Source organism: Pseudoxanthomonas winnipegensis (genome assembly GCF_004283755.1).
GTDB lineage: Bacteria > Pseudomonadota > Gammaproteobacteria > Xanthomonadales > Xanthomonadaceae > Pseudoxanthomonas_A > Pseudoxanthomonas_A winnipegensis.
The window spans coordinates 424,255-440,869 of record NZ_SHMH01000001.1 but is presented as its reverse complement, the minus strand read 5'-3'; the positions used below and the strand labels follow the sequence as shown (position 1 = coordinate 440,869).

Genomic DNA, 16,615 nt, shown 5'->3' with positions numbered 1-16,615 from the left:
TGTGTTCTAGTGCGCCACGTAGACCGACAGTCGGGATTCGATGTTGCGCGGGTTTTCGCCCTGCGCGATGGCGATCAGGCCCTCGAGGATCATCTCACGGGACTCGTTCTGTTCGGCGATCAGCGCCTTGAGCTTGGCCGCCACCGGCAGGAACATCAGGTTGGCCATGCCGATGCCGTAGATGGTGGCGGTGAATGCCGCGCCGATGCCGTGGCCCAGCTTGGACGGGTCGGCCAGGTTCTTCATCACCGCGATCAGGCCCAGCACCGCGCCGATGATCCCCAGCGTGGGCGCGTAGATGCCCATGCCCTCGAACACCTTGGCCGCGGCGGTGTCGCGGGTCTGCTGGTGGTGCATGTCGGTCTCCAGCACGTTGCGGATCGACTCCGGCTCGATGCCGTCGACCACCATCTGCAGGCCCTTCTTGATGAAGGCGTCGTCCTGTTCCTTGACCTGCGCCTCCAGGCCGAGCAGGCCCTGCTTGCGCGCGGTGTTGGACCACTCGACGATCTTGGCCAGCACGCCGGCTCGGTCCTGCGCGGGCGGCATGAACACCCATTTGACCAGCTTGAAGGCCAGCAGGAAGGTGGACATATGGGTCTGCAGCATGATCGAGGCGAAGGTGCCGATGACCACGATCACGAACGCGGCCGGCGACCACAGGCTTTCGATGCCGGCGCCCTTGAGCACGCTGCCGAGCAGCAGCGCGACCAGCGCGAGAATGGCACCAACGAGGCTGAGCTTGTCCATGATCTGTATGACGGCCGCGCGCCGGATTCCTGAAGAGAGGTTTTTCGCGCGCGACGCGACAGGCGGGATGAGGCGCGCGCGATGCGCGCGCCTCATGCACCTGGGATGCGTTGCGGCTGACCCTGTGTTGCAAGATACGCGCCAGGCTCATGGCGCGGCTCCGAGATGGATCACTGTCGCGGCGTGATGCAGTGCGCGGTTTCTCGATGTGGCTGGAATCCGTGTCGTCCCTTTGCGCAGCGAGGGGAGTTGGGAGGCTGTGATCTTCAGGCTCCCCGCGAAGAGCACCCCTCCTCCTCAGTCGCTAGCCGCGACTTCGAGCTCCCCTTGGCCTTCGGCCAAAGGGAGCGGGCAGACCGCGCGCGGCCTTTCAAATGGCTGAGGCTATCGCTCCCGCGAACGGCAGAAGCCGGCTTCGGGCTTTGCTGGGAGTGCCTTGCTGTCGTGGGAGCAACTGTCTCTCAAATCTAGCGGCCGCCCGTCTGTAGAGCGGAGCTCGCTCCGCTGCTCTTGGTTCGGTTCGTGGGGAAAGCCCCAGCGGAGCAAGCTCCGCTCTACAAGTGGGAGCCGCCGTGGCGGGTCCCACCAGGCGATCGGCCCCTCCCCTTTCGCGCAGCGAAGGGGGAGGTTGGGAGGGGGTGCTTTTCAGCTTTTCAGCTTCGAGCTTTGCAGCTTCTAGCTTTGCAGCTTCTAGCTCTTCGGCTTTCAGCTGTCTGCCAAACAGCCACCCTCAGTCGATCTCCGCCGGCTCGCGCTTCCATTCGCCGAGGCGGGCGCGCAGGCGGATCACGGCCTGGCCGTGGATCTGGCAGACGCGCGATTCGCTGACCGACAGCACCGCGCCGATCTCGCGCAGGTTGAGCTCCTGCTCGTAGTACAGCGAGAGCACCATCGCCTCGCGCTCGGGCAGGCCGGCGATGGCCTCGGCCAGGGCGTCGCGGAAGGCGGTCTGCTCGAAGGCGCGCGCCGGGGTGGCGCTGTCGGCGCCGGCCAGGCGCGCCTCGCCGTCGTGTTCGGCGATGTGCGCGTCCAGGCTGGTGAGCTGGCCGCGGGCGGCGTCCTCGACCAGGTGGTGGTACTCGTCCAGCGGGATCTGCATGACCGCCGCCACCTGCGCGGCGGTCGCGGCGCGGCCGGTGGCCTGTTCGACCTGGCGCACGGCCGAGACCATCTCGCGGTAGTTGCGGTGCACCGAGCGCGGGGTCCAGTCGCCGCGGCGCATCTCGTCGATCATCGCCCCGCGGATGCGGATGGAGGCGTAGGTCTCGAAGGTGGCGCCCTGGTCGTTCTGGAAGTTCCGGGCCGCGTCGATCAGGCCCAGCATGCCGGCCTGGATCAGGTCGTCGATCTCCACGCTGGCCGGCAGGCGCGCGGCCAGGTGGTGGGCGATGCGGCGCACCAGTTCGCCGTGCCGCTCGACGATCTCGGCGGGCGAGCCCTGCTGGTGGGCGCGGTACTGGGCAGCGGCCATGAGGTTCATGCCGGGCTCCCTTGGGCGGGCTGGCCGACCAGGCGTTCGAGGAAGAATTCGACATGGCCGCGCGGCGCGGTGGGCTGCTGCCACTGGCGCGCGCGGCGGGCCATGTCGCGGAAGGCGATGGCCGAGGGCGCCGAGGGAAAGGCGTCCACGACGGCCTCCTGGCGCTGCACCGCGCGGCGCAGCCATTCGTCGCGCGGCACCGCGCCGAGGTAGTTCAGGGTGATGTCCAGGAAGCGGCCGACCACGCGTTCGAGCTTGGCGAACAGCGCCGGGCCCTCGGTCGCATCGCCGACCTGGTTGGCCAGCACGTGCACCCGGCGCACGCCGCGGTCGCGGCCCAGGACCTTGATCAGCGCGTAGGCATCGGTCATCGAGGCCGGTTCGTCGCAGACCACCACCACCACGTCGTGCGCGGCCTGGCAGAAGGTCAGCACGCCATCGGCGATGCCGGCGGCGTTGTCGATCACCATCACGTCCAGCGGCACGTCCAGCTCGGAGAACGCGTGGATCAGGCCGGTGTGTTCGGCCGGCGACAGCTGGGCCATGTGCTGCTTGCCCGAGGCGGCCGGTACCACCAGCAGGCCACCCGGGCCTTCCAGCAGCGTGTCGGCCAGCGTGCACTTGACGGCGAACACATCGGCCAGGGTGAAGCGCGGGGACAGGCCCAGCATCACATCGGCGTTGGCCAGGCCCAGGTCGGTATCCAGCAGCAGCGTGCGCTGGCCGGCGTTGACCATGGCCGCGGCCAGGTTGATCGAGGTCGTGGTCTTGCCCACGCCGCCCTTGCCGCTGGCCACGGCGATGACGCGGGGGATGCGCGGGGCGCGGGGATCAGGCGACTGCATGGCGGGTCTCGATGCCGTGGGTGGCCACATCGCTGCTGCGGCGCGCGCTTTCCATCGCCTGGGCGATGGCCAGGGCGTCGGCGGCGTCGATGTCGCTGTCGATGCGCTGGCCGTTGGTGGTGTAGGCGATGGGCATGGCGGTGCGCGCGGCCACCGACAGGGCGCTGCCCAGGTAGCCGGTCTCGTCCAGCTTGGTCAGGATCAGCCCTTCCGGCGCGGCCGGGCGGTAGCGGCGGATGACCTCGCCCATGTCCTGGGCGTGGCCGTTGGCCGGCAGCACCAGCAGGCTGCGCACCTTGGTGGTCGCGCGCAGCCACAGGATCTGGTTGAACAGCGCGCGGTCGGTCGGCGCGTAGCCGGTGGTGTCCACCAGCACCAGCGGATAGTCGGCCAGCTGCTCCAGCGCCAGCTGCAGGCCGCCGATGCCGCGCGCCTCGCACACAGTGATGCCGAGCTTGCGGCCGTAGGCCTGCAGCTGTTCGTGCGCGCCGGGGCGCTCGCAGTCGGTGGTGATCAGGGCCACGTCGCGGGCGCGGTGGCGGGCGGCGAAGCGCGCGGCCAGCTTGGCCGCGGTGGTGGTCTTGCCGGCGCCGGTGGGGCCGACCAGGGCGATCACGCCGCCCTCGTCGATGGTCTCGCTGGCGCAGATGCTGAGGCTGTCGGCCAGTTCGGCCAGCATCGCCGCGCTGACCTCGGCCAGCGGCAGGGACGGGTCCACGCGCAGGGCCACGGCCTGGGCCAGGGCCTGCTCGCAGCCGTAGCCGGTCAGGGCGTCGAAGGCGGCCGCGCGCGCTGGCGAGCCGCGCAGGCGTTCGAGCGAGAGCTGCTCCATCTGCGCCTCCATCAGTGCGCGCATGCGGGCCATCTCCTCGCGCATGGCGACGATGGCCGGGTCGGTCTCGATGCCGGGCACCAGCGCCAGGGCGGGGCGGGCGGGTTCGGTCGGGGCCTCGATGATCGGGGCGGCGGCCTCGGCCGCCGGCGCTGCGGTGATCGGCTGCGCGGGGCGGGTCATGTCCAGGGTGACGGTGGCCTGGGCCTCGCTTTCGGCAAGGCGCGCGCGCAGGGCGGCGGCGAAATCCTGCACGTCGACCTGGGCGGCGGCTTCGGGTGCGGCGACGTGGACCTGGACCTGGACCGGGGCGCGCTCGGCGGCCGGCGCCGGTTCGGCGGGCTGGCCGAGCAGGCGCGCGCGGGCCCGTGCCAGCAGCGAGTCGGCGCCGTGCGTTGCGGGGCGGGCCTTGTCCATGACCGCGGCGAAGGCGGCGGCCGGATCGGGCTGCGCGCTCGGCGGCGGCGGCGCGGCGAGCGGCTGGGCGGCGGCGACCGGCTGCGCCGGGATTCCGACGGATGCCGGGATCCCGGCGGGCAGCTGCTGCTGGGCCAGCGCCGACAGCGCGGCCGGGCTGGCATCGGCCGGGTCGGCGCCCGCCGCGCGCATGGCGCGGGCCAGCGCGGCCTGGTCGTACTCGGTGGCCGAGACCACTTCGATGCCGCCGGCCACCGGCCGGCTGGACAGGATCACCGCGTCCGGCCCCTGCGCGTCGCGGATCATCCGCAGCGCGGTGCGCATGTCGCTGGCAACGAAACTCTTGATGTTCATCGGGCGGTGGTCTCCTGCGCTGCCGGCCCTCCGGCATCACGCTTGGTTGGACTCATGCAGGAGTTGTGCCGCGGGAGAAGCCGGGATTGGGGATTGGGGATTGGGGATTGGGGATTGGGGATTGGGGATTCGGGATCGCAGGAAGCGTGAGCCCAAGTGACCTGCCCCCTCCCTTGCGCGCAGCGCAGGGGAGGGTTGGGGAGGGGTGCTCTTCGCGCGTGGCCGGAGGAGAGCGAAGCAGCAATAGCAACAGCTGACCTCTCCCCCTCGGTCGCTACCGCGACTTCGAGCTCCCTTGCGCTGCGCGCAAGAGCGGGGGCGGGTCATGCGGCTAGCGCGAACGTCGCTTGGTTCCTGGATCTCGCCTCGATCACCAGTTCTTCTTGCCCACTTCTGACAAGGCTCTTAGCTTCGCCCGAATCCCGAATCCCGAATCCCGAATCCCGAATCCCGAATCCCGAATCCCGAATCCCGGCTACTTCACCCCACCGCCCCCACCAGCCGCAACCGCTTGTCCTCCGGCACTTCCGAATAGGCCAGCACCGACAGCGAAGGCACGCTGTGGCGGACCAGGCGGGCGATGGCGGCGCGCACGTTGCCGGGCACCAGCAGCACGGCCGGTTCGCCCTTGCTTTCCTGCTGGGTCACGCATTGGCTGAGGTTCTGGTGGATGCGCTCGGCCAGGCCGGGCTCCAGGGCGCCGCCCTGGCCGCTGACCGAGTCCTGCATCACCCGCTCCAGCTGCGGGGCCAGGGTGAACACCGGCAGCTCGTCGGCCATGCCGTTGAGTTCCTGCACGATGAAGCGGCCCAGCGCCACGCGCACCGCGGCGGTCAGTTGCGCCGGGTCCTGGGTGTGGACGGCGTGCTCGAGCAGGGTCTCGACGATCTGGCGGATCTGGCGCAGCGGCACCTTGTCGGCCAGCAGGGACTGCAGCACCTTGGCCACCACCGACAGCGGCAGCAGCTTGGGCGTGAGGTCCTCGACCAGCTTGGCGTTGCCGCCGCGGCCCAGCGTGGCCAGCAGCTGCTGCACCTCTTCCAGGCCCAGCAGTTCGGCGGCGCGCTCGCGGATCAGGTGCGACAGGTGGGTGGCCACCACGGTGGCCGCGTCGACCACGGTATAGCCCAGCGACTCGGCATGCGCGCGCTGGGCGGGCAGGATCCAGGTCGAATCCAGGCCGAAGGCCGGGTCCTTGCCGGGGATGCCGTCCAGCGCGCCGAACACGCGGCCCGGGTCCAGCGCCAGCTCGCGGTCGGGATGGATGTCGCCGGTGGCCAGCGGCACGCCGTGGACCAGCACGCGGTACTGGCCCGGGGCCAGCTCCAGGTTGTCGCGCACGTGCACGGCGGGAATCAGGAAGCCCAGGTCCTGGGTCAGCTTGCGGCGCACGCCCTTCAGGCGCGCCAGCAGTTCGCCGCCCTGATTCTTGTCCACCAGCGCGATCAGCTTGTAGCCCACTTCCAGGGCCAGCGGCTCGACCGGGCGGATCTCGTCCCAGCTCAGCTCGGCATTGCCGGCCGGCGTGCTGGCGGCGGCCGCCGCGGCCGCGGCGTCTTCCTGCGGGGCGGCCAGGCGGCGCTTGTGCAGCTGCCAGGCCGCATAGCCCAGCACCGCCGCCAGGATCAGGAACGGCACGTTGGGCATGCCCGGGATGATGCCGATCAGGCCCAGCAGCAGCGCGGCGATGGTCAGCGCACGCTGATGACCGAAGACCTGCTTGGACACCGTCTCGCCCATGTCCTGCTCGCCGGTGGAGCGGGTCACCAGCATCGCCACGGCGGTGGCGATCAGCAGCGCCGGCAGCTGGGCGACCAGGCCGTCGCCGATGGCCAGCAGCGTGTAGGTGCGCAGCGCGTCGGCGAAGGACATGTCGTGCTGGAGCACGCCGATCAGCAGGCCGCCGACGATGTTGATCGCCAGGATCAGGATGCCGGCGATGGCGTCGCCGCGCACGAACTTGCTGGCGCCGTCCATCGAGCCGTAGAAGTCGGCCTCCTCGCGCACTTCCTGGCGGCGGGCCTTGGCCTCCTCGCGGGTTAGCAGGCCGGCGTTGAGGTCGGCGTCGATGGCCATCTGCTTGCCGGGCAGGGCGTCGAGGATGAAGCGCGCCGACACCTCGGAGATGCGCCCGGCGCCCTTGGTCACCACCACGAAGTTGACGATGGTCAGGATCGCGAACACCACGATGCCCACCGCGAAGCTGCCGCCGATCACGAACTGGCCGAAGGACTCGATCACATGGCCGGCCGCGCCCGGGCCCTTGTGGCCGTGCAGCAGCACCACGCGGGTGGAGGCGACGTTCAGCGCCAGGCGCAGCAGGGTGACCAGCAGCAGCACGCTGGGGAAGATCGAGAACTCCAGCGGGCGGCGCACGTAGACCACCGCCAGCAGCACCACCAGCGACAGGGCGATGTTGATGGTGAACAGCCCGTCCAGCACGAACGGCGCCAGCGGCACGATGACCATGGCCAGCATGGCCACCACCACCAGCGGCGCGGCCGCGCCCGAGCGCACCGCGCCCATCAGCCCATCGACGGAGAACCGACCTTGCTGCGCACTCACGGTGACGGTTCCTTGGCGATGGCGTCGGCGGCGTGGGGGTCGTAATCCACCGCGCCCTCGGGGCCGGCGTCGAGCGGCGCCAGCGCCGGCATCGGGCCGCGGCCCGGCGCCCAGGCGCGCAGCTGGTAGACGTAAGACAGCACTTGGGCAACGGCGGCGTAGAGCTTCACCGGGATTTCCTGATCGACCTGGGCCTGTCTGTACAAGGCGCGTGCCAGCGGCGGCGCCTCGACCACGGCGATGCGGTGGGCCTGGGCCAGTTCGCGGATGGCCAGGGCGGTCTCGTCCACGCCCTTGGCCACCACCACCGGCGCGCGCATGCCGGCGTCGGCCTCGTATTTGAGCGCCACCGCGTAGTGGGTGGGGTTCATCAGGATCACATCGGCGGTGGGCACCGCCTCCATCATCCGGCGCTTGGACATCTGCATGGCGACCTGGCGCACGCGCGCCTTGACCTCCTGGTTGCCCTCGGCCTCCTTGAACTCGTCCTTGATCTCCTGCTTGGTCATCTTCAGCCGCGCGCGGTGCTGGTAGTGCTGCCAGGGCACGTCCAGCAGGGCCAGCGCGCCCAGCGCGCCGATCATCGCCAGCAGGGTGGACATGGCCATCTGCACGCCGCCGGCCACCGACTGCTCCAGCGAGGCCTGCGGCATGCCCAGCAGCGCCTTGAAGGCGCGGTAGACCATCCAGGTGCCGATGCCGCCGATCAGGCCCACGCGCAGCAGCGAGCGCAGCAGTTCGGCCAGGCTTTCCTTGCCCCACATGCGGCCGAGGCCGGTCATCGGATTGAGCCGGCTGAAATCCGGCTTGAGCGCCTGGCTGGTGAAACGCAGGCTGCCCATGATCGCCGGTGCGATCAGGCAGGCGGCCAGCGCGGCGGCCAGCAGCGGCAGCATCGGCTTGAACAGCGCCACGGCCAGCGCGGCGGCGTGCGGCAGCAGGCGCTCGGGCGCGTCGAGCATGGCCCGGTCCAGCTGCAGCGCGCCGCGCATCCAGTCGCGGCTGACCGCGCCGATGTGGCCGGCGCTGGCTTTGAGCGCGATGACCGCACAGCCCAGCACCGCCACGTTGGCCAGCTCGCGCGAGCGCGGCACGTTGCCCTTCTCGCGGGCCTCGCGCAGGCGTTTTTCGGTGGGTAATTCGGTGCGGTCTTCCTGGTCTTCGCTCATCGTCCTGCGCTCCTGGTCAGCCCGTGATCGCGCGGGCGGCGGCGAAGGCCTGATCGAACAGCGCCTGCACCGGGGCCTGCAGCTGGCGTGCCAGCAGCATCAGCAGCACCAGGCCGACCAGCAGCGAGACCGGCAGGCCGATCTGCATGGGGTTGAGCTGCTGGGCGGCGCGCGAGAGCACGCCGAAGGCGATGTTCACCGCCAGCAGCGCCATGATCACCGGCAGCGCCAGCAGCACCCCGGCGCGCAGCGCGGCGCCGAAGAAGTCCGGCACCGCCGACAGCACCGCATGCGGATCGGGCAGGGCCGCGCCGATGGGCAGGCTGGCATAGCTGCCGGCCAGCAGATCGATCAGCGCCAGGTGCCCGTCGAAGCTGAAGAACAGCAGCGAGAACACCAGGAAGAACCACTGCGAGAGCACCGGCGAGGACGCGCCGGACAGCGGGTCGGCCATGGTCGCGAACGACAGGCCCATGCCCTGGGACACCAGTTCGCCGGCCAGCTGCCCGGCCTCGAAGGCCAGGCGCAGCACCAGGCCGATGGCGAGGCCCACGGTGAACTCGCGCAGCACGCCCAGCACCGTGGCCGAATCGATCGCCAGCGGCGGCGCGGCGGGCAGCACTGTGGACAGCGTGGCCGACAGCGCCACCACCAGGATCAGGCGCACCCGCGCCGGCAGGGTGCGCCCGCCGATCACCGGCAGCACCTGGAACGCCGCGCCGATGCGCAGCCCATGCCACAGCACCGTGGCCAGCAGGCCGAACAGGTCCACGCCGGTGGACGTGGTCAGGGTGACGGCATCCATCGTCGCGCGCCTTGAGGCTTCAGCCGATCAGCTGCGGGATGCGGTGGAACAGGTCGATGGTGAAGGCGGTCAGACGCCCCAGCAGGAAGTTGCCGGCGATCGCCAGCGTAGCCACCAGCGCCAGCGCCTTGACCACGAAGGCGATGGTGGCCTCGTTGATCTGCGTGGCCGCCTGCACGATGCCCACCACCACGCCGACCACCAGCACCATCAGCAGCGGCGGCGCGCCCAGGACCAGGGCGATTTCCAGGCCACGGGAGATTTCGGTGAGGGCGGTTTCGGGGGTCATGGCCGTATCGGGCGAAGCGCGTCGGGCGCCGGGTTTCCGGCGAATGCCGGCAAGTCTGCAAGGCGCGTGCCTGGAGCCCAGGAGCAAGAGCTCACCCCTCCCCTCAGTCGCTAGCCGCGACTTCGAGCTCCCTTGGCCTGCGGCCAAAGGGAGGGGCAAAAGCAAGGTCAAGCGATTCTCATGCCGCCCGTATGACCCGCCCCCTCCCTTTCGCGAAGCGAAGGGGAGGGCTGGGGAGGGGTGAGCTTTTCCGCTTTTTCGCATTTCCTACGTCGCATTCATCTGTAGCGACCACCCAAGGAGCTCAGGCATGGATGCCCTGCGCCACCGCGCACGCCAGCTGCGCAACGCGCCGACCGACGCCGAACACCGACTCTGGCAACGCCTGCGCGGCGGGCGACTGGCCGGAGTGAAGTTCAGGCGCCAGATGCCGATCGCCGGCTATATCGCCGATTTCGCGGCACCAGCGATGGGGCTGATCATCGAACTCGACGGCGGGCAGCACGCCCAACAGCTGCAGGCCGATGCGGCGAGGACGCGGGCGCTCAATGCGGCGGGCTATCGCGTGCTGCGCTACTGGAATCACGACGTGCTGCAGCGGACCGACGCGGTGCTGGAGGACATCCTGCGCGCGCTGGGGTTGGGTGGCTGATGCGGGTGGCAACAGCAACAGCAACGGCAACGGCAACGGCAACGGCAACGGCAACGGCGTAACCCCTCCCCAGCCCTCCCCTTCGCTTCGCGAAAGGGAGGGGGCGGGTCATCGGGACGGCAACAGAGTCGCTTGATATTGCTGTCGCGGAGATAGTGCTTGGCCCTGCTTTTGCCCCCTCCCTTTGGCCGCAGGCCAAGGGGAGGGCTGGGGAGGGGTGGCTCTTCGCGGGGACCTGTCAGAAGAGCCGGAGCTCAAACTCCAGAACGAAGGCAAGCTGGAGACCTGCGGCCCCAAACAACCAGATGGATCGCAGCTCGCTAGCCAACCAACCCCATCAAAACGGATTGAAGCTCGACGCCAGCGACCCCACCACCAGCACCCAGCCGTCGACCAGCACGAACAGCAGGATCTTGAACGGGGCGGAGATCAGCATCGGCGAGAGCATCATCATGCCCATCGACATCAAGACGCTGGCCACCACCAGGTCGATGATCACGAACGGGATGTAGATCAGGAAGGCGATCTCGAACGCGGTCTTCAGCTCGCTGGTCAGGAACGACGCGGCCAGCACGCCGAACGGCACGTCCTGCGGGTTGGCATACGGCCCGGTGTGCGAGAGGTTGGCGAAGGTCATCAGGTCGTTCTGCCGCACCTGGGCCAGCATGAAGCCGCGGAATGGTTCGATCGCCGCGCTCCAGGCCGACTTGAAGTCCATCGTCTTGTCCAGGTACGGCGCGATGCCGTGGGTCCAGGACGCGTCGAACACCGGCGTCATGATCATGAAGGTCAGAAACAGCGCCAGCGCCAGCAGCACCTGATTGGACGGGGTCTGACCGGTGCCCAGCGCCTGGCGCAGCAGGCCCAGCACGATGATCACGCGGGTGAAGGCGGTCATGCCCAGCAGCGCCGCCGGAAGCAGCGTGATGCTGGTCATCAGCAGCAGCACCTGCAGCGGCATGCTGACCTTCTCGCCGCCGACCTGGCCGACGTTGACCTGCGGCAGCGGCTGGCCGGCCAGGTCGGTGACGCCGGGCAGGTTGTTCTGCGGCGCGGCGGCAGCCTGCGCCGGGGCGGCCTGCTGGGCCAGGGCGCTGCCGGCCAGGGCCAGGCCAAGGCCGAGCAGCAGCACCGCCAGCAGCGGCATCAGGCGCGAACGCGACAGGCTCATGATTTCTTACCGAAGTGCTGCGCCAGCACCTGGGCGAAGGCAGGCGGCGCTTTGTGTTGGGGAAGCGACAGCGGGGTGTCGAGCTGGTGCAGCACGCGCGTGCCGCCGGCGCCGGTGCCCAGCACCAGCTGGGTGTCGCCGACGGCCACGACCACCACGCGCTCGCGCGGGCTCAGCGACAGCGAACCGACCACCTTCAGCGCCGGATTGCTGGCGCCGCCGATGCCGGGCATGCGCTTGGCCAGCCAGCCCAGCAGCAGGATCAGGCCGACCACCAGCACCAGGGCGAGCACCGCGCCGCCGATGCTGCCGGCGCCGGTCCCGCTGGCCGGGGCGCCGACCGGCGCGCCGAGCTGGGTCGTGGTGGCCTGCGCGGCCGGGCGGCCCGGCACGGTGAACTGTTTGGCCGGCTGCGCCGTGGACGCGGCTGCGGCCTCGGCCTCGACATTGGTCGGCAGCGCGGCGGCGGACGCCTGATCGGTCGCCGCCGGCGCGGTGGAGGCCGGGACGCCGGTGGCCGCGGCCGGTGCCGTGCTCGTCGGCGCGTGGCCGTCGCTCTGCGGACTGGCGGCGGCCGTGGCCGGCAGCGTGTCGGCGGGGGCGACGACCGCGTCCGGCGCCACCCGCGACGCCGATGCGGACGCCGCCGTGCTCACTTGAGCCTCTTGATGCGTTCGGCCGGGCTGACCACGTCGGTCAGGCGCACGCCGAAACGGTCGTTGACCACCACCACCTCGCCCTGGGCGATGAGCGTGCCGTTGACGTAGACGTCCATCGGCTCGCCGGCGGCGCGTTCGAGCTCGACCACCGAACCGGCGGTGAGCTGCAGCAGGTTGCGGATCGGGATGCGGGTGCGGCCGACTTCCAGCGACAGCTGCACCGGCACGTCCAGGATGACGTCCAGGTTCAGATCGCCCGCCACGGCGCCGGGTTCGGCGGTGAGGGAATCGAAGGCGGCGGGCGCGGCGGGATCGGTGCTCATAGGAGGTCGGACTCGGGGGAATCGTTGGAGGAAGGCATCCGCGGGAACTGCACCTGCGTGACCTTGAAGGCGTTGAAGCCGTTGTGGACGCCGAACTCGCCGGCGAACATCGGCGTGCGCTCGACTTCCAGATGCACGGGGCGTGCCAGCTCGATGGGGATGATGTCGCCCACGCGCAGGCGCGAGAGATCGCGCAGGCTGATCTGGCGGTGGGCGATGGACAGGCTCAGCTCCAGGTCGGCGTCCTGCAGGCCGGCGCGCAGTGCGCGCGACCAGCCGGCGTCGGCCTCGGCCTTGGGCCGCTTGCTCGAGACCTCCAGCTGTTCGCGCACCGGCTCGAGCATCTTGTAGGGCATGGCCAGGTGCAGATCGCCGCCGCCGCCTTCCAGCGCCACCGAGAAGCGGCTGACCGCGATGTAGTCGCGGCCGTCCATCAGGTCGGCGGTGGCCAGGTTGGGGTCGGGCGGCAGCACCGACAGCGCCACCGGCGCCAGCGGCGTCCAGGCCTCGGCCAGGTCGGCCAGGGTCTGCTTGAGCATCAGCTGGATCACGCGCTGCTCGGTCGGGGTGAACTCGCGGTTGTCGATGCGCGCGGGCAGGCGCCCGGCGCCGCCGAAGAAGTTCTCCACCGTGCTGAAGACCAGGCGCGGCTCGTACACCACCAGCGCGGTGCCCTTGAGCGGGGCCATGTGCACGCGGGTGACGCTGGCCGGCATCGGCAGCGCATTGGCGTACTCGTCGAAGCGCAGCACGTCGGTGCCGCGGTAGGTGAGCTCCGGCGCGCGGCGCAGCAGGTTGAACAGCCCGGTCCTGAAGTTGCGCACGAAGCGCTCGTTGAGCGCGTCCAGCCCGGGCAGGCGGTTGCGGATCGCGCGGCCGGCCTGCTTGAAGTCGTACAGGCGCACCTCGCCGGGCGCGGCGGCCTGGCCGGTGCCGACCGCGCCGCTGTCCACGCCGTGCAGCAGCGCGTCAATCTCGTCCTGGGACAGCAGTTCGTTGCTCATCACTGCACGACCAGGCTGGTGAACAGGACCGCTTCGGGCTTGTTGGGACCGCCTTCGCCGGCCAGGACCTTCTTGACCTCGACCAGGGCGGCCTCCTGCAGGCGCTCCTTGCCGCTGCGCTGGGCCAGGCCGGCGGCGGTCTGCTGGCCGAACAGCAGCAGCAGGCGGTTGCGGATCGCCGGCGCCTGGTCCTGCAGCGCCTTGAGCGTTTCCGGGTCGCGCGTCATCACCTGCACGTCGGCCTGCAGATAGCGCGTGGCGTCGGTATCGGCCAGATTGACCACGAAGGCCGGGTCCAGCGCGAAGTAGGTCGCGCCGGCCTTGGCCTTGGCGCTCGCGCCGTGTTCGCCCGCCGGCGCGCCTTCCGCTGCGGCGTGGCCGCCGCCGGCGCGCTGCTGGATGAACCAGCCGCCCGCCATGCCGCCGCCGAGCAGCACCACGGCGCCGAGGATCAGGGGCAGCTTGCTCTTCTTCTTGGGCGCATCGGCCGCTGCTGCGGGTTTGGAAGCCACGGGAACCACTCCGGTATCGACGAAAGGGGAGACTGCCCCGCGTGATGCAAGCGGCGTGCCGTGCGTCCGATGCCTGGGTGAGCCTGCGGGGAACGTCCGATGCGCCTTGTTGGCGGCGGAATTCCGTCGCGGCCATGGGCTCGCGCCCAACGATCCGCCGGCGCCGAGGCGCCTTGGCGCCCCTACGAAACTCCTACCGTCGTTCCCGCGAAGGCGGGAACCCATGGACGTTGCTCGGCCTGCGCGGACGTCCCTGGATCCCCGCGTTCGCGGGGATGACGGGCTTTGAGTTCATCGCGCGGAGTGGGATTGGCTTTCGGCGAGCAAATGGCTTCAAGGCCCGCGCCGCACCTAGCAGCAAGCCCCCCCTATCGTCACCCGTAGCAAAACCTCCCTACCGTCGTTCCCGCGAAAGCGGGAACCCATGGACGTTGCTCGAGCTGCACGGACGTCCCTGGATCCCCGCGTTCGCGGGGATGACGGGCTTTGAGTTCACCGCGCGGAGTCGGATTGGCCTTCGGCGAGCAGATGGCTTCAAGCCCTGTGCCGCACCTAGCAGCAAGCCCCCCTTATCGTCACCCGTAGCAAAACCTCCCTACCGTCGTTCCCGCGAAGGCGGGAACCCAGTGGCTTTACACGCGAAGGATCAAGGCGCTGGCTTCGCGTCTCAACGGGAGCCGCGGCTGTCCTCTGCCGGCGTCATGGTGATGAGAGCGCGCAGCGATCAGGCGTACTCGTCGAGTAGTCCACGGCTGCGCACAACCACAGGAGCGACCGAGGCCTGCGCGGTCGCGCGCCCATTGCCGAACGCATCGCTGCCGAAGGACTGCCCCTGCGAGCGCGGTGCGGCGCCCTGATCCTGCTGCTGGCCGGACTGCTGGCGCTGGCCGATATCGGCGTTGCCCAGCTGCAGGCCCTGCTGGCCGAGCAGGTCGCGCAGGCGCGGGAGGCTGGCTTCCAGGGCCTGGCGCACATCGGCGTTGGCGCTGTGGAAGGCGGCGTTGACCTGGGTGCCGTCCAGCTGGATGCGCACGTCGATCGGGCCGGCGTGTTCCGGGTTGAGGCGGATCTCGGCGTGGCCCAGCTTCTGCTCGGCCATCCACGCGATGCGCGTGCCGAAGCTGTCGTCGAAGCCCTCGTCCAGCTGCGCCGGCATGCTCATCGGCGTGGCGGTCACGGCATTGGCGGTGAGCGGGCGATCCAGGCTCGGCGTGCCCTGGACCAGTCCGCCGAAGCTCAGCGCGTCGGACCTGTCGTCCTTGCTGTCCGGCAGCGCGAAGCCGTTGGCGCCCTCGCGCTCCAGCGCGGCGCCGACCGCCAGCTTCAGCGCGTCGGCCGGCGCGGCAGTGGTGGCGGCCTTGGGATCGAGCAGGGCGGCCAGCGCACCGGTCGAGACCAAGCCTGGCGACTGCTGCAGGGCGCCGGCGGCGTTGCCGGCGATCAGCGCGGCGGTCGCGCCCTTGGTGGCGCTCGTGGCACTGCCATCCGCCGTCGGCAGCGTCGCCGCGTCGGTGAGTGGCTGGGCCGGCGCGGTGAACGCGACGCCGGTGGCGAGCGACGGCTGGGCGTCGCCGGTGGGCGCGGGCGCAGGCGCGGTTGCAGCCGCGGTGGACGCAGCGTTGGCGCCGACGGCATTGCCGGCGAGTAGCGCCGGGTTCACGGCCCTGGCCGCGCCGGTGACGCTGGCGTCCGCCGCCGGCAGCGTGGAGGCGTTGGCCGCCGGCGTCACCGGCGCGGTGATGGCCAGGCTGCCGGCCAGCAAGGCCAGCAGCTGTTGAGGATCGCTCGACGACGCCAGCGCGGCCTGGGTGTCGTCCTTGCTGGCGGTGGTGGATGTGGCCAGTGGCGCCGGGATGGTGTCTGCGATCTGGGGCGTCAGCGCGGCCTGCATCGACTGCGTGGCATCCGGGATGGGCGCCTCTGCGTCCGTGCCGCGGCGGATCTGGTGCGCGGCGGCCGCGAGCCCGGCGGCGCCGGCATTGGCGGCAGGCAGCGGAAGCGTGGCATTGGCGGGGTTGGGCTGCATGGTGTCGTTCCCGCCGGCGGCCGGCGTGGTGCTCCCGGTCGCCGGCGCGGCAGCGCTGGCATTGGCGGGCTGCGAGGGTGTGGCATTGGCGGGAGCACTCGGCGCCGCAGCGCTGGCACCGGCCGCCGGCGTGGCGCTTCCGGTCGCCGCGGTGGCCGCGCTTGCGGCGAAATCGGCATAGCTGCGGCCGTCGCCGGCCGTCGCCGCCGAAGCGGCCGGTGAGGCCGACGCGCCCGGCGAGGCCAGGCCCGCGCCGCTCAAGAACGCTGCGCCGCCGGCGATCACGCGCCTTCTCCTTCGGCCTGCAGCGCGGCGGCCCGCGCGGCGACGCCGCGGTTGCCGATCTCGTCCAGCTCGCGCTGGGCCTTGGACTGCTGCACCTGCGCCTCCTGGGCGCGGTAGCTGTCGGCGAGCTTCTCCAGCACCAGGGTCTCGCGGCTGGCCAGCAGCAGGCGCGCGCGTTCGACGTCGGTGACCTGCTGGCTCTGGCTGACGATGCCGGCCTGCTGCACGACCGCGGCATTGAGCCGTTCGCGGAAGGCGACGCGGTTGACCAGCAGCGCCGGCGACATGGTGGCGTTGGCCGGCGAGGCGGCGTACTCCTCGGCGTAGCGGCGCAGCGCGTCCAGACGCTCCTGCTGTTCGTGCACGACGCGCTCGCGCTCGGCCACCGCGCGGGCGGCGTCGTCCTGGCGCTGCTGGGTCACCTTGATCAGCGGTTCGAGGCGTTGTGAGCGCATGGGGGCGTTCTCTTACGTGGAT

Annotated in this window: 16 protein-coding genes; 1 reads left to right on the top strand and 15 read right to left on the bottom strand. The window is 70.7% G+C overall.

Annotated features, from left to right (window positions below):
* Positions 1–6: 6 nt before the first annotated feature.
* The 8 genes from EAT51_RS02010 to EAT51_RS01975 form a co-directional block, all read right to left on the bottom strand.
* A complete protein-coding gene (locus tag EAT51_RS02010) occupies positions 7–750 on the bottom strand; it encodes a flagellar motor protein (RefSeq protein WP_130515533.1) in 744 nt (247 codons plus the stop codon).
* A 730-nt stretch (positions 751–1,480) separates the two neighbouring features.
* Complete coding sequence (locus EAT51_RS02005) at positions 1,481–2,230, bottom strand: RNA polymerase sigma factor FliA (protein WP_130515535.1); 750 nt, start codon at positions 2,228–2,230, stop codon at positions 1,481–1,483.
* Positions 2,227–3,075 carry a MinD/ParA family protein gene (locus tag EAT51_RS02000; protein WP_130515537.1) on the bottom strand — a complete coding sequence of 283 codons (849 nt, stop codon included), beginning with the start codon at positions 3,073–3,075 and terminating at the stop codon, positions 2,227–2,229. Before EAT51_RS02000 ends, EAT51_RS02005 begins: the two co-directional genes overlap by 4 nt.
* Positions 3,062–4,678: a flagellar biosynthesis GTPase FlhF gene (gene flhF, locus EAT51_RS01995; protein WP_130515539.1), complete on the bottom strand. Its 1,617-nt coding sequence runs from the start codon at positions 4,676–4,678 to the stop codon at positions 3,062–3,064. The genes EAT51_RS02000 and flhF overlap by 14 nt, the downstream gene beginning before the upstream one ends.
* Positions 4,679–5,158: 480 nt before the next feature.
* Positions 5,159–7,204, bottom strand: a complete 2,046-nt coding sequence (gene flhA, locus EAT51_RS01990) for a flagellar biosynthesis protein FlhA (RefSeq protein WP_130516205.1) — start codon at positions 7,202–7,204, stop codon at positions 5,159–5,161.
* Between the two features lie 35 nt (positions 7,205–7,239).
* Positions 7,240–8,412, bottom strand: coding sequence for a flagellar biosynthesis protein FlhB (gene flhB / locus EAT51_RS01985; RefSeq protein ID WP_130515541.1), 1,173 nt, complete (start codon positions 8,410–8,412; stop codon positions 7,240–7,242).
* 16 nt (positions 8,413–8,428) lie between these two features.
* Positions 8,429–9,217: a flagellar biosynthetic protein FliR gene (gene fliR / locus EAT51_RS01980; protein ID WP_130515543.1), complete on the bottom strand. Its 789-nt coding sequence runs from the start codon at positions 9,215–9,217 to the stop codon at positions 8,429–8,431.
* A gap of 19 nt (positions 9,218–9,236) precedes the next feature.
* Entirely contained in the window at positions 9,237–9,506 is a 270-nt protein-coding gene (locus EAT51_RS01975) for a flagellar biosynthetic protein FliQ (protein ID WP_130515545.1), read from the bottom strand.
* 310 nt (positions 9,507–9,816) lie between these two features.
* Between EAT51_RS01975 and EAT51_RS01970 the strand changes: the two genes are divergently transcribed.
* Positions 9,817–10,158, top strand: a complete 342-nt coding sequence (locus EAT51_RS01970) for an endonuclease domain-containing protein (protein WP_130515547.1) — start codon at positions 9,817–9,819, stop codon at positions 10,156–10,158.
* Positions 10,159–10,495: 337 nt separating this feature from the next.
* Here the strand turns inward: EAT51_RS01970 and fliP are convergent, their stop codons facing one another.
* The 7 genes from fliP to fliJ all read right to left on the bottom strand — a co-directional run bounded on the left by fliP (position 10,496) and on the right by fliJ (position 16,593).
* A complete protein-coding gene (gene fliP / locus EAT51_RS01965) occupies positions 10,496–11,329 on the bottom strand; it encodes a flagellar type III secretion system pore protein FliP (RefSeq protein ID WP_130515549.1) in 834 nt (277 codons plus the stop codon).
* The gene (fliO, locus tag EAT51_RS20890) at positions 11,326–11,721 is read right to left on the bottom strand and encodes a flagellar biosynthetic protein FliO (protein ID WP_130516207.1); all 396 of its coding nucleotides are present in this window, start codon (positions 11,719–11,721) and stop codon (positions 11,326–11,328) included. Before fliO ends, fliP begins: the two co-directional genes overlap by 4 nt.
* Before the next feature lie 260 nt (positions 11,722–11,981).
* On the bottom strand, positions 11,982–12,311 hold the full coding sequence (gene fliN, locus EAT51_RS01955; RefSeq protein WP_130515551.1) for a flagellar motor switch protein FliN: 330 nt from the start codon (positions 12,309–12,311) through the stop codon (positions 11,982–11,984).
* Positions 12,308–13,318, bottom strand: a complete 1,011-nt coding sequence (fliM, locus tag EAT51_RS01950) for a flagellar motor switch protein FliM (RefSeq protein WP_425478161.1) — start codon at positions 13,316–13,318, stop codon at positions 12,308–12,310. Before fliM ends, fliN begins: the two co-directional genes overlap by 4 nt.
* The gene (locus tag EAT51_RS01945; RefSeq protein WP_130523213.1) at positions 13,315–13,827 is read right to left on the bottom strand and encodes a flagellar basal body-associated FliL family protein; all 513 of its coding nucleotides are present in this window, start codon (positions 13,825–13,827) and stop codon (positions 13,315–13,317) included. Before EAT51_RS01945 ends, fliM begins: the two co-directional genes overlap by 4 nt.
* A 724-nt stretch (positions 13,828–14,551) precedes the next feature.
* Positions 14,552–16,138 carry a flagellar hook-length control protein FliK gene (locus EAT51_RS01940; RefSeq protein ID WP_165422674.1) on the bottom strand — a complete coding sequence of 529 codons (1,587 nt, stop codon included), beginning with the start codon at positions 16,136–16,138 and terminating at the stop codon, positions 14,552–14,554.
* The gene (gene fliJ, locus EAT51_RS01930; RefSeq protein ID WP_130515559.1) at positions 16,135–16,593 is read right to left on the bottom strand and encodes a flagellar export protein FliJ; all 459 of its coding nucleotides are present in this window, start codon (positions 16,591–16,593) and stop codon (positions 16,135–16,137) included. Before fliJ ends, EAT51_RS01940 begins: the two co-directional genes overlap by 4 nt.
* Between the last annotated feature and the right edge of the window lie 22 nt (positions 16,594–16,615).

Coding starts and splice junctions, on each gene's coding strand:
- EAT51_RS01975 (WP_130515545.1), bottom strand. CDS start 9,506: ATGACCCCCGAAACCGCCCTCACCGAAATCTCCCGTGGCCTGGAAATC.
- fliR (WP_130515543.1), bottom strand. CDS start 9,217: ATGGATGCCGTCACCCTGACCACGTCCACCGGCGTGGACCTGTTCGGC.
- flhA (WP_130516205.1), bottom strand. CDS start 7,204: ATGGGCGCGGTGCGCTCGGGCGCGGCCGCGCCGCTGGTGGTGGTGGCC.
- EAT51_RS02005 (WP_130515535.1), bottom strand. CDS start 2,230: ATGAACCTCATGGCCGCTGCCCAGTACCGCGCCCACCAGCAGGGCTCG.
- flhB (WP_130515541.1), bottom strand. CDS start 8,412: ATGAGCGAAGACCAGGAAGACCGCACCGAATTACCCACCGAAAAACGC.
- fliN (WP_130515551.1), bottom strand. CDS start 12,311: ATGAGCACCGATCCCGCCGCGCCCGCCGCCTTCGATTCCCTCACCGCC.
- EAT51_RS02000 (WP_130515537.1), bottom strand. CDS start 3,075: ATGCAGTCGCCTGATCCCCGCGCCCCGCGCATCCCCCGCGTCATCGCC.
- EAT51_RS02010 (WP_130515533.1), bottom strand. CDS start 750: ATGGACAAGCTCAGCCTCGTTGGTGCCATTCTCGCGCTGGTCGCGCTG.
- fliP (WP_130515549.1), bottom strand. CDS start 11,329: ATGAGCCTGTCGCGTTCGCGCCTGATGCCGCTGCTGGCGGTGCTGCTG.
- EAT51_RS01970 (WP_130515547.1), top strand. CDS start 9,817: ATGGATGCCCTGCGCCACCGCGCACGCCAGCTGCGCAACGCGCCGACC.
- flhF (WP_130515539.1), bottom strand. CDS start 4,678: ATGAACATCAAGAGTTTCGTTGCCAGCGACATGCGCACCGCGCTGCGG.
- fliJ (WP_130515559.1), bottom strand. CDS start 16,593: ATGCGCTCACAACGCCTCGAACCGCTGATCAAGGTGACCCAGCAGCGC.